Raw genomic sequence first — 11,781 nt, forward strand, 5'->3', positions numbered from 1 at the left:
GRCACCCCGGGGCCTCTCACCGGTACGCCGGCCTGCCCGGTACGCCGACACGCGCGGCCCGTCGCACTCAGCGGCGGGCCGTCACCGTTCCCTCCACCGCGAAGAGCTGCTCCTCCACATGGTCGAGAGCCAGCCGCAGCGCACCGGTGGCCACCGCCGCCTCACCGAGCAGCGACAGTGTGACCCGGGGCGGCCGGAGGCAGTAGCGGGCCAGCTCACTACGGAGCGGCTCCAGCACGTCGTCCAGCCCGGTGGCCCAGCCGCCCACCACCACCAGCTCCGGATCCAGCGCCAGCACCAGCGCCGCGACATCGTGCACCAGGCGCTGGATGAACCGCTCGACCGCCGCCTGGGCCCGGAGGTCGCCCTGGCGGGCCTTCGAGAACACCTCGGCCACGGCGGGCTCGTCCAACGGGTCCAGCGGCGTGCCCGTCGTGGACAGCAGTCGCTCCGGAGTGGCTTCGCGGCCCAGCAGATGCAGTGCGCCGATCTCGCCCGCCGCACCGCCGAAGCCGCGGTGCAGACGCCCGCCGATCAAGGACCCGGCACCGGGGCTCAGCCCCGCCAGGACGAAGACGATGTCGTCGGACTCGACGGCGGCGCCCTTCCAGTGCTCCGCGACCGCCGCCGCGTTGGCGTCGTTCTCCACGAGGACGGGACAGCGGAAGGACCGTCTCAGCCGCTCGCCCAGAGCCAGCCCCGTCCACCCCGGCAGCGCGGTGCCGAGCCGTACCGTCCCGTCGGCCTCCACGATGCCGGGACTGCCGATCCCCACCGCCCGCAGACTGCTCCGGGCCACCCCGGTCCGCCGCAGGATGTCGGCCACCACGGCCCTGACCTTGTCGAGCCGGTCGTCGGCACTCGCGGTCTCCGACACCTCGCGCGAGCCGGAGCCGATGATCCGGCCGTCCAGCCCGGACAGCAGGGCGGACACCCGGTGCGGGCCGATCTCGATGCCGAGCAGATGCCCGGCCTCGGCCCGGAACCTGAACCGGCGGGCCGGCCGGCCCTGCCGCCGGGCCCCGGCCCCGTCGGGCACCGATTCGACGACCAGCCCGGCCTCGAAGAGTCCCTCCATCACGCCCTCGACCGTCGGCCGGGACAGGCCCGTGATACGGGTGAGATCCGTGAGCGTGGGGGAGTCGGCACCCCGGAGAGCGTGCAGCACCACTGCGGAATTGATGCGCCGCAACAGTGACGGATCTCCACCGGTCAGCCGGCCCACGAGGTGTCCTCCCTGCTCGAGCGCATGTCAGGCGGATGGTACTCGCTGGCCGGGTGCGGGGCGACCGCGGGTCGCGATGGATTTCCGGGACGGGGCCGTCACCCCGGAGCGACGAACCCGGACTCGTAGGCCGCGATCACCGCCTGGGTGCGGTCCCGCGCCCCCAACTTGGTGAGCACGGCACTCACATGGGTCTTCACCGTCTCGACCCCGACCACGAGTTTGGCGGCGATCTCCGCGTTCGACAGGCCGCGGGCCATCAGACGCAGGACGGCGGACTCCCGGTCGGTGAGCGCTGCCCGGTCCATGACCGCTCGCGCCTTGCTGGTGCCGTACTCGGCGGCGAGCTGCCGGACCGCCGCCGGGAACAGCAACGACTCGCCCTCGGCGACCAGCCGCACCGCGTGCACTATCTCGGCGGGACGGGAACGCTTGAGGAGGAAACCGTCCGCGCCGGCACGCAGTGCCTCATAGACGTACTCGTCGTTCTCGAAGGTGGTGACCACCAGGATCTTCGGCGGTTCCGGCACCGTGCGCAGCACCACCCGGGTGGCTTCGATGCCGTCCATCAGCGGCATCCTGACGTCCATGGCCACCACGTCGGGATTCAGCCGGCGCAGCAGCGGGATCACGGCGGCACCGTCGCCCGCCTCGCCCACCACCTCGATGTCGGGCTGGGCATCGAGAACCGCGCGCAACCCCGCCCGGACAAGGGGTTCGTCGTCCACCAGAAGGACACGGATCGGCATCGGATCACCTCAGCCCGTTCAACGGAAGGCTCGCCCGCACCCGCCACTCGTCGCCGTGCGGACCCGTCTTCGCCTTTCCGCCCAGCAACGCGGCCCGTTCTCGGATTCCCCGCAATCCGCTCCCCCCGCCCGGTTTGTGTGCCGTGTCCGTGAGCGGATTGGTGACCTCCAGCTCCAGCCGCCCGTTCGTGATGCTGATCCGCACCCGGATGGGAACCGCACCCGAGTGACGCAGCACGTTGGTGAGGGACTCCTGAAGGATGCGGTACCCCTCGCGGGAGACGGCCCCCGGCAACTGCCCCAGCGGGCCGGACACATCCGCGTCGACTTCCGCGCCCGAACTGCGCGCGGAGTCCAGCAGCCTGTCCGCTTCCACCAACGTCGGCTGTTGTCCCACCGGTCCTCCCGATTCACGCAGCACCCGCAGGACCCGCTCCAGATCGTCGAGCGCGTCGCGGCCGGTCTCCTCGATCGCGGTCAGCGCCCGTTCGGTGAACTCCGGGTTCTGCGCCGCCCGGGCCGCGCCCGCCTGCACGACCGCGACCGTCAACGCGTGCCCGATCGAGTCGTGCAGCTCACGGGCGATGCGATTGCGTTCCAACAACTGTTCCGTGCGCTCCTCCAGCGCGGTCAGCCGCTGCACCGGCGAGAGGCCGAAGGACCACCGGGCGGCTGCGGTGATCAACCGGCCGCTCACCACGACGAGGGCGAGCAGAACCAGCAGGGGAACAGGAACGATCAGGGCGTACCACCAGTGCGGCTCCACCCCGCGGACCAGCCAGTCACCGCTCAGGCGGGATCCGGACGCGGCCATGGCGAGATCGACCGCGGTCGCCGGCAGCCACACGCTGGCCATCCCCACGGCAGCGGCGAACACCAGCCGTATTTCCAGCCATGCCACGGTTCTCCAGCGATCCGCCCATGTGGTCGCGGGGCTCGCCGATATCGAGGCATCGGGCTTGCCCCGCTCGCCGGGGGTGAGCAAGAGCTGTGCCTGGACCCCCTCGGCGAGCCGCATCCCGGGCAGCAGCCCGACCGGAACGGCGAAGAGCATGGGCGCCCACGGCGTGTCCGGTGAGATGAACATCCACACGCTGCAGACCGCACCCGGGATGACGATGTGGAGCCATCGGGTGTAGGTCACGGACGAGGCGAGCGGGCGGAGAAGACGGAACATGCCGCCATCGTGTCAGCCCGCGCAGCCGGGCGGCTCCCCCGAGCGAGGGAGATCATCCCCACTCGCGGGGGAGGCGGGGCCCGGGGCACGAACGCGAGGCTGAGGGCATGACCAACATCGACGTCCAGCAACTCACCAAGGAATACGGTGCGAACCGCGCCGTGGACGGCCTCACGTTCAGCGTGGAGCCCGGACGCGTCACCGGTTTCCTCGGCCCCAACGGCGCGGGCAAGTCCACCACCATGCGACTCGTTCTCGGCCTCGACCGGCCCACCGCCGGCAGGGCCACGATCGGCGGGCGGCTCTACACCGCGCTCGACAACCCGCTGCGCCGCGTGGGCGCCCTGCTCGACGCCCAGGCCGCCCACGGCTCGCGCACCGCCCGTAACCACCTGTTGGCCCTCGCCGTCAGCAACGGCCTGGGTACGCGCAGGGTCGAGGAGGTCCTGGAGGAGGCGGGCCTCGGCGAGGTCGGCGGAGCGCGGATCAAGACCTTCTCGCTCGGCATGCGTCAGCGGCTGGGCATAGCGGCCGCCCTGCTGGGTGATCCGGAGGTCGTGATGCTGGACGAGCCGTCGAACGGGCTGGATCCGGAAGGCATCATCTGGATCCGGGAGTTGATGAAGAGACTTGCCCGGGAGGGCCGGACGGTCCTGGTCTCCAGCCATCTCATGAACGAGACCTCTTCGTTCGCCGACCACCTGGTGGTGCTCGGCCGGGGCCGGCTCCTCGCCGACCTGCCGATGCGGGAATTCCTGGAGTCCCGCAGCAGGCCCCGGGTGAGAGTGCGCACGACCGAGCCCACCCGGCTGCGCGACATATTGCTCCGCAAGGGATACGAGCCGGCGCAGGACGGTGACGGTCGTTGGACCGTGGAGGGCGCGAAGGCCGGGGAGATCGGCGCGCTGGCCGCGGCCGAGGGCATCGCCGTTCTCGAACTCGTCGACGAGCAGGTCACGTTGGAACAGGCCTACCTCGACCTCACCGCCGATGCCACGGAATTCGCATCGGCGTCCACCTCGACCATCGACCCTCGGGAGAACTGACCATGTCGACTGCCGCAGTACTGCACTCCGAGTGGATCAAGATCAGATCGGTGCGGTCCGTCGCCGGGTCCCTGGCCGCGATCCCTCTCGTGACACTCGCCATCACCGTGCTGGCCTTCGCCACCGTCGGCCAGGCCGAGGCGGACAACCCGGGCGCCGATCCGGTCTTCAACGCCTTCTACGCACTGAACTTCGGCCAGATCGCGGCCATCAGCTTCGGCGCGACCGCGATCTCGTCCGAGTACCTCAACGGCGCTCTGCGCATATCGCTCGCCGCCGTGCCGCGCCGCAACCTCTTCTACGCCGTCAAGATCGCGCTCATCGGAACGACGGCACTCGCCGTCGGCCTGGTCACCAGCCTCAGTTCCTTCCTGGTGGGCCAGATGTTCATGGGTGAGTACGCGATCGGCCTCGGCGAGCCGGGTGCCCTGCGAGCGGTCGTCGGGGGCGGGACGTACCTGGCCCTGATGGCGCTGTTCGCCGCCGGACTGGCGGTGGTGCTGCGCAGCGCCGTCGCCGTGCTCAGCCTGCTCATCCCGTTCATACTCATCGTCTCCTTCGTGGTCGGAGACGTCGCGGGCAGCGTCGCGCAGTATCTGCCGGACCGCGCGGGACAGCTGGTGCTCCACCAGAATCCCGAGGGTGGTCTCGGACCGTGGGGCGGGCTCGCGGTGGCAGCGGCCTGGGCGGCGGTCGCGGTGCTGGCCGGCTGGTGGGCGATCAGACGGCGGGACGCATGACCCGCCGCCGTGACCTTCCCACGCGGAGCGCCGTGCGGCCGAAGGCCCTTGGTCCAGGGGGCTGCGGACGGAAGAGGCGGGGCTCGGGAGGCTTCGGTGGAAGGAGCAGGGCTCAGGGGGCTTCGATGGGAAGGGGCCGGGGCTCGTCGTGGTCGACGGCGGCGCGGAGGCGCGCGTACTCCTCCGCCATGGTCAGGGTGGTCCAGTGGGCGTTCAGGCCACTGGGGTTGGGCAGGGCCCAGACGCGGGCGCCGCCGATGGTGTGGTCCTGCGGACCGATCCGGGCGGTTCGCCGGTTGAAGGCGGTGCGGTAAGCCGTGACTCCCACGACCGCGAGCCACCGCGGTCGCAACTGCTCGACCTTGGCCGCCAGGATCCGGCCGCCTTCGCGGAACTCCTCGGCGGACAGCTCGTCCGCCCGGGCGGTGGCCCGGGCCACCACATTGGTGATGCCGAGCCCGTGGCGCAGCAGTTCGGTCTGCTCGACCGGTTTCAGCTGACGGGGGGTGAAGCCGGACCGGTGGAGGACGGGCCAGAAACGGTTGCCGGGATGGGCGAAGTGGTGGCCCGTGGCACCGGTCGTCAGACTCGGGTTGATCCCGCAGAACAGCACGCGCAGACCGCCCGCGACCACATCGGGAACGGTGTGGTCGCGGGCGGCACGGAGCTCTTCGGGGGTCATCCGGCTGTGGGCGCGGCCGTCACAGGATGGAGCCCGGCGCGTACGCGGCGGCCTCGGGGTGCTGCTTGACGACCTCCTCGATGCGGGAGACCAGCGAGGCGACCTGGTCGCCGGCGGCCCCGGTGAAGGAGAGCTTGTCGGCCATCAGGGCGTCCAGCTCCGCGCGGTCCAGCGGAATGCGCTCGTCGGCGGCCAGCTTGTCGAGCAGCTCGTTGCGCTCGGCACCCTGCTCGCGCATGGCCAGTGCCGAGGCGACCGCGTGCTCCTTGATCGCCTCGTGGGCGACTTCACGGCCGACCCCCGCACGCACCGCGCCCATCAGGACCTTGGTCGTGGCGAGGAACGGCAGGTAGCGGTCCAGCTCACGGGCCACGACGGCCGGGAACGCCCCGAACTCGTCGAGCACCGTCAGGAAGGTCTCCAGCAGCCCGTCGAACGCGAAGAAGGCGTCCGGGAGCGCCACCCGGCGGACCACGGAACACGAGACGTCGCCCTCGTTCCACTGGTCGCCCGCCAGCTCGCCGGTCATCGACGCGTAGCCGCGCAGGATCACCATCAGGCCGTTGACACGCTCGCAGGAGCGGGTGTTCATCTTGTGCGGCATCGCGGACGAGCCGACCTGGCCCGGCTTGAAGCCCTCGGTCACCAGCTCGTGCCCGGCCATGAGACGGATCGTCTTCGCGACCGACGAGGGCGCAGCGGCCAGCTGGACCAGGGCGGTCACCACGTCGTAGTCGAGGGAACGGGGGTAGACCTGGCCGACCGAGGTGAAGGCCTGGCTGAAGCCGAGGTGCGCGGCGATGCGCTGTTCGAGGTCGGCGAGCTTGCCGGCGTCGCCGCCCAGCAGGTCGAGCATGTCCTGCGCGGTGCCCACGGGGCCCTTGATGCCACGCAGCGGGTAGCGGCCCAGCAGGTCCTCCAGCCGCCCGTACGCCACCAGGAGCTCGTCCGCGGCCGTCGCGAAGCGCTTGCCGAGCGTGGTCGCCTGCGCCGCGACGTTGTGGGAGCGCCCGGCCATGACCAGCTCGCGGTACTCGCCCGCGAGCTTGCCGAGCCTGGCCAGAACCGCCACCGTGCGGTCGCGCATCAGCTCCAGGGAGAGCCGGATCTGAAGCTGCTCGACGTTCTCGGTGAGGTCCCGGGAGGTCATGCCCTTGTGGACCTGCTCGTGACCGGCGAGGGCGTTGAACTCCTCGATCCGGGCCTTGACGTCGTGGCGGGTCACCTTCTCGCGCTCGGCGATCGAGGCCAGGTCGACCTGGTCGACGACACGTTCGTAGTCGGCCAGCGCGGCGTCCGGCACCTCGATCCCGAGGTCCTTCTGGGCGCGCAGCACCGCCAGCCACAGCCGGCGCTCCAGCTTCACCTTCTGCTCGGGGGACCAGAGGACGGCCAGCTCCGTGGAGGCGTAGCGGCCGGCCAGGACATTGGGGATGCGAGGCTTCGCAGACACAGCAGTCACGTGTCCGGATTCTACTGGCGATTTGTGCAGGCCAGCGCCGCGGTCCGGTTTGTGGGTTGCTACGAGAGCGGGTCCGCGTCCACCCGGCGCCACCCCGCCACCGGGCCGGGGGTGCGGGCGTCCTGGGGGGTGACCCAGAAGGCCCTGCCCAGTTCGGAGCTGTACTGGGCGCCCGTCCGGCCGTCTCCGGACGAGCGGCCGGTCAGCCGACGGCCGATCCACGGCATCAGGTGTTCACGGGCGAAACGGAGGTCGTCGACGCGTCGCCTCGCCCACTTCGGCGGCACCGCGGCAGGCAGTGGGGTCCGCCAGTCGTTCTCCGGCGGCAGCCCCAGCGTCTGCCAGACGGCCTCGGCGACCCGGCGGTGCCCGTCGGCCGTCAGGTGCAGCCGGTCCACGTCCCACAGCCGGGGATCGCCCAGGGCCGGTGCCCCGTACAGATCGACGACCACCGCTCCGTGCCGGGCCGCGAGTGAGTCGACCAGGGAGAACAGCTCTTCCATCCGTGGCCGGAAACGCTCCATCACCGGGCCGTTCCGGCCGGGGCTCCGCATGAGCACGAGCTTCTTGCAGGAGGGGGCGAGGCGCTCCACGGCCTCTTCGAGCCGCCCCCGGACCATGCCCATGTCGCACTTGGGGCGCAGGGTGTCGTTGAGCCCGCCGACGAGCGTGACGACATCCGCGCGCATGGCCGCGGCCGCGTCGATCTGCTCGTCGACGATCTGGCCGATCAGCTTGCCCCGCACGGCGAGGTTCGCGTAACGGAACCCCGGAGCGCGGGTGGCGAGCCGTCCGGCGAGGACATCGGCCCAGCCGCGGTAGGAACCGTCGGGCAGCAGGTCCGACATGCCCTCGGTGAACGAGTCGCCGACCGCGACGAGACTGTTGTAGGAGGCATTCATCTTCATGGCGATGCGATCGTATCGCGGTGGCTCCGGCCCCTCTCCGGGTTCTCGGTCACCCGAGGTCCGCAGTGCGGAGGCGGGCCCGGAGCGGCCCCGGAGCGGGCCCGGAGTGGCCCCGGAACGGAACCGGGCCGGTGACACCCCCGCTGGAGGTGTCACCGGCCCGTCCGGGCGATGGTGACCGGAGTGGCGGTTCAGTGGGCCTTGGGGCGGCCCACCAGTTCGCGGAGCACGTCCTCCATGGTGACCATTCCGGCCAGCCGGTCGTCCTCGTCGAGGACCGCTGCCAGGTGCGTACGACTGCGCCGCAGCGCGGTCAGTACGTCGTCGAGCGGGGTGTCGGCCCGGACCCGGGCGATCGGCCGCATCGCCGTCACCGGGAACGGGACGTCGCGCGGCACGGCGTCGAGGGCGTCCTTCACATGGAGGTAGCCCAGGGTCCGTTCCTCGCTGTCCATCACGGGGAAGCGCGAGAAGCCGGTCTCGTACGAGAGGCGTTCCAGCTGCTCCGGCGTGGTGCCGACCCTGGCGTACACGACGCGGTCCACCGGCATCACCACGTCCCGCACCGGGCGGCGGCCCAGCTCCAGGGCGTGGTGCAGTCGTTCGGCCGAGCGGTCGTCGACCAGTCCGGCGTCACCCGCGTCCTTCACCAGCCGGGCCAGCTCGTCGTCGGAGAACGTCGCCGCCACCTCGTCCTTCGCCTCGACGCGCAGGATCTTGAGCAAGGTGTTGGCGAAGGCGTTGATCGTGAAGATCACCGGGCGCAGCGCCCTGGCGAGCGTCACCAGCGGCGGTCCCAGCAGCAGCGCGGCCCGCACGGGCTCGGCCAGGGCGATGTTCTTCGGGACCATCTCGCCGAGCAGCATGTGCAGGTACGTCGCCACGGACAACGCGATCACGAACGAGATCGGATGGATCAGTCCGTGCGGCACCCCCACCGCGTCGAAGACGGGCTCCAGCAGGTGCGCGATGGCCGGCTCGGCGACGATGCCGAGCACCAGCGTGCACAGTGTGATGCCCAGCTGCGCCGCCGCGAGCAGCGCCGATACGTGTTCGAGGCCCCAGACGACGCTCCGCGCCCGCCGGTTCCCGGCCTCGGCCTCGGGCTCGATCTGGCTGCGGCGCACGGAGATCAGGGCGAACTCCGCGCCGACGAAGAAGGCGTTGACGACCAGGGTCAGCAGTCCGATGAGGAGTTGGACGGCGATCATCGTTCGTCCTCCGTCCGCTCGTCGTCGGGCAGTGGCGCGTGCAACAGGGCCCGCGCGGCACGGCGTCCGGACGCGTCGACCACGTCGATCCGCCAGCCCGCCATCTCGACCGAATCACCCACGGCGGGAATGCGGCCCACCTCGGTGGCGACCACTCCGGCGAGGGTTTCGTACGGTCCGTCGGGCACCCGCAGCCCGATCGTCCTCAGCTGGTCGACGCGCGCGGCGCCGTCGGCCGACCACAGGGTCCGCCCGTCGGCGTCCTCGCCGGCCGGTGCGAGGTCCGGCGTCTCGTGCGGATCGTGCTCGTCGCGCACCTCGCCGACCACCTCCTCGACGATGTCCTCCAGCGTCACGACCCCGGCCGTGCCGCCGTACTCGTCGATGACGACGGCCATCGTGAGCCTGCCGGACAACCGGTCGAGGAGCCGGTCCACGGTGAGGGTCTCCGGTACGAGCAGGGGCTCGCGCAGCATCTCCGAGACGCGCGTACGGGGCCGCTGTTCGGCGGGGATCGCCAGTACGTCCTTGATGTGCGCGACGCCGATGACGGTGTCGAGGTTGCCGCGGTAGACGGGGAAGCGGGACAGCCCGGTCGCCCGGGTGGCGTTCGCCACGTCCTCGGCGGTCGCCTGCGCGTCGAGGGCGGTGACCTGGACCCGGGGGGTCATCACGTTCTCCGCCGTGAGCTCCGACAGGTTGAGGGTGCGGACGAACAGCTCCGCGGTGTCCGCCTCAAGCGCGCCCTCCTTCGCGCTGTGCCGTGCCAGCGCGGCCAGCTCCTGGGGGCTGCGCGCCGACGCGAGCTCCTCGGCCGGTTCCAGGCCGAAGCGGCGCACGATCCGGTTCGCGGTGTTGTTGAGGTGGCTGATGAAGGGCCGGAAGATCGCGGTGAAGATCCGCTGGGGGGTGGCCACGGCCTTCGCCACGGCCAGCGGGGAGGAGATCGCCCAGTTCTTCGGGACCAGCTCGCCGACGATCATCAGGAAGACGGTGGACAGCGCGGTTCCCAGGACGAGGGCCACGGAGGACGCCAGGCCCGGGGACAGTCCGATGGCCTCCATCGGGCCGCGGATCAGCTTCGCGATGGACGGTTCGGAGAGCATGCCGACCACCAGGTTGGTGACGGTGATGCCGAGCTGTGCGCCGGAGAGCTGGAAAGTGAGGCTGCGAACGGCCTTCATGGCGCTCGCCGCACCCCGTTCGCCCTGTTCGACGGCCCGTTCCAGCTGTCCGCGCTCGACCGTCGTCAGCGAGAACTCCGCCGCGACGAAGGCGCCGCAGGCGAGCGAGAGCAGGACCGCCACGAGCAGAAGGAGCACTTCGGTCATCGGTTCACCTCCGTCCCATGATCGGGCAGGGGCAGGAGGATCGCGCGGTGCCTGTGGCAGCGGCTACTGGGAGGCTCGCCCATGGAAGGACGCTCACACCTTTCGGAAGGGACGGACAGAAGAACACCCATAGTAAAGGATCGGCAAAGTCGACCCCATTTCGGTGATCGTCTCACTCCGTGAGCGGTTTCACCCAGCGTCGCCAGTGATCCTCGCGGTGGTAGCCGACCGCGGCCCATGCGTGATGTGCCCGTTCGTTGGCCTCCAGGACCATGGCGTCAACGCGGCGCCCGCCCAGATCGGTGAACCTCTGCTCCGCCGCCGTCATCAGTGCGGCGGCGATGCCCTGTCGGCGCGCTTCCGGGTGCACGGCCAGTCGGTAGGCGGAGCACCGCCAGCCGTCGAAGCCCGCTATGACCGTTCCGACGAGCCGCCCGTCCCGCTCCGCCAGGAGCAGGGCCTCGGGGTCCCTCGAAATCAGTCGGGCCACTCCGTCGTGGTCGTCGCTGATGCTCGTCCCCTCCGCCGCCTCGCGCCAGAAGTCCAGTACGGCGTCGATGTCCGGGAGGCCGGCATGGCGGATGCGGAGGTCGTTTCGGTGATCGTCCATCGGGCGAGCCAAGCAGAGCGCCGGCCCGTTCGGCGAACGGTTTGTGCCGGGGGAGGGGGTGGTGCCGATGTCAGTAGGCGGAGTTGACGTTGTCGATGGAGCCGTAGCGGTCGGCGGCGTAGTTGGCGGCCGCGGTGATGTTGGCGACGGGGTCGGTGAGGCTGTGGGCGGTGCCGTCGACGTGGTAGGCGTCGAAGGTGGGCTGGATGACCTGGAGCAGGCCCTTGGAGGGGGTGCCCTTCTGGGCGTTGACGTCCCAGCCGTTCTGGGCGTTGGGATTGCCGCTGGACTCGCGCATGATGTTGCGGTGCAGGCCCTCGTAGGTGCCGGGGATGCCCTTGGCCTTCATGATGGCCAGTGCTTCCTTGATCCAGCCGTCGAGGTTGCCGGCGTTGCCCTTGTCGCCCTGGGCGGCGGTGGTGACGGTGGAGGTCTTGGCCGCGGGGGCGGCCTGGGGGGCCTCGGCGGCCTGCGCGGAGGTGGAGGTGAGGGTGAGGGCGGCGGCCGCGGCGGCGGTGGTGGCGACGGTGGCGGTCAGGGCGCGCAGACGGGTACGGGTGATCATCATGCGGGTGGGTTCTCCTGGTGTGCGATGCGGTGCGGTGCCCCGGTCCGGGCACGGGAGTGCCGCGGGTGGGGG

At 71.0% G+C, this 11,781-nt stretch carries 12 protein-coding genes; 2 read left to right on the forward strand and 10 right to left on the reverse strand.

All coding sequences use genetic code 11. From position 1 onward, the window contains the following. Positions 1–67: 67 nt before the first annotated feature. From EAO76_RS22885 to EAO76_RS22895, 3 genes are all read right to left on the reverse strand, one after another. Positions 68–1,225, reverse strand: a complete 1,158-nt coding sequence (locus EAO76_RS22885) for an ROK family transcriptional regulator (protein ID WP_148837820.1) — start codon at positions 1,223–1,225, stop codon at positions 68–70. A gap of 98 nt (positions 1,226–1,323) precedes the next feature. Next, the gene (locus tag EAO76_RS22890) at positions 1,324–1,974 is read right to left on the reverse strand and encodes a response regulator transcription factor (RefSeq protein WP_148837821.1); all 651 of its coding nucleotides are present in this window, start codon (positions 1,972–1,974) and stop codon (positions 1,324–1,326) included. Between the two features lie 4 nt (positions 1,975–1,978). Then, positions 1,979–3,151 carry a sensor histidine kinase gene (locus EAO76_RS22895; RefSeq protein WP_148837822.1) on the reverse strand — a complete coding sequence of 391 codons (1,173 nt, stop codon included), beginning with the start codon at positions 3,149–3,151 and terminating at the stop codon, positions 1,979–1,981. 107 nt (positions 3,152–3,258) lie between these two features. Here EAO76_RS22895 and EAO76_RS22900 point away from each other — a divergent pair, with 107 nt between their 5' ends. Together EAO76_RS22900 and EAO76_RS22905 are read left to right on the forward strand one after the other, a co-directional pair. Beyond that, positions 3,259–4,197, forward strand: coding sequence for an ABC transporter ATP-binding protein (locus EAO76_RS22900; protein WP_148837823.1), 939 nt, complete (start codon positions 3,259–3,261; stop codon positions 4,195–4,197). After that, on the forward strand, positions 4,194–4,937 hold the full coding sequence (locus tag EAO76_RS22905) for an ABC transporter permease (RefSeq protein ID WP_148837969.1): 744 nt from the start codon (positions 4,194–4,196) through the stop codon (positions 4,935–4,937). Before EAO76_RS22900 ends, EAO76_RS22905 begins: the two co-directional genes overlap by 4 nt. 112 nt (positions 4,938–5,049) lie before the next feature. Here EAO76_RS22905 and mug read toward each other — a convergent pair whose 3' ends face one another. The 7 genes from mug to EAO76_RS22940 all read right to left on the reverse strand — a co-directional run bounded on the left by mug (position 5,050) and on the right by EAO76_RS22940 (position 11,709). Continuing rightward, entirely contained in the window at positions 5,050–5,619 is a 570-nt protein-coding gene (gene mug / locus EAO76_RS22910) for a G/U mismatch-specific DNA glycosylase (RefSeq protein ID WP_148837824.1), read from the reverse strand. Between the two features lie 19 nt (positions 5,620–5,638). Next, entirely contained in the window at positions 5,639–7,081 is a 1,443-nt protein-coding gene (gene purB, locus EAO76_RS22915; RefSeq protein WP_187438751.1) for an adenylosuccinate lyase, read from the reverse strand. Between the two features lie 59 nt (positions 7,082–7,140). Then, positions 7,141–7,989 (reverse strand): SGNH/GDSL hydrolase family protein, encoded by an 849-nt coding sequence (locus EAO76_RS22920; protein WP_148837825.1) that lies wholly within the window; start codon positions 7,987–7,989, stop codon positions 7,141–7,143. Positions 7,990–8,180: 191 nt separating this feature from the next. Then, a complete protein-coding gene (locus tag EAO76_RS22925; protein WP_148837826.1) occupies positions 8,181–9,200 on the reverse strand; it encodes a hemolysin family protein in 1,020 nt (339 codons plus the stop codon). Beyond that, positions 9,197–10,531: a hemolysin family protein gene (locus tag EAO76_RS22930; protein WP_148837827.1), complete on the reverse strand. Its 1,335-nt coding sequence runs from the start codon at positions 10,529–10,531 to the stop codon at positions 9,197–9,199. The genes EAO76_RS22925 and EAO76_RS22930 overlap by 4 nt, the downstream gene beginning before the upstream one ends. Positions 10,532–10,703: 172 nt before the next feature. Further along, on the reverse strand, positions 10,704–11,141 hold the full coding sequence (locus EAO76_RS22935) for a GNAT family N-acetyltransferase (RefSeq protein ID WP_148837828.1): 438 nt from the start codon (positions 11,139–11,141) through the stop codon (positions 10,704–10,706). Positions 11,142–11,211: 70 nt separating this feature from the next. After that, positions 11,212–11,709 carry a transglycosylase SLT domain-containing protein gene (locus EAO76_RS22940; protein WP_148837829.1) on the reverse strand — a complete coding sequence of 166 codons (498 nt, stop codon included), beginning with the start codon at positions 11,707–11,709 and terminating at the stop codon, positions 11,212–11,214. Positions 11,710–11,781 lie beyond the last annotated feature (72 nt).

This window comes from Streptomyces sp. sk2.1, assembly GCF_008120935.1.
Classification (GTDB): Bacteria; Actinomycetota; Actinomycetes; order Streptomycetales; family Streptomycetaceae; genus Streptomyces.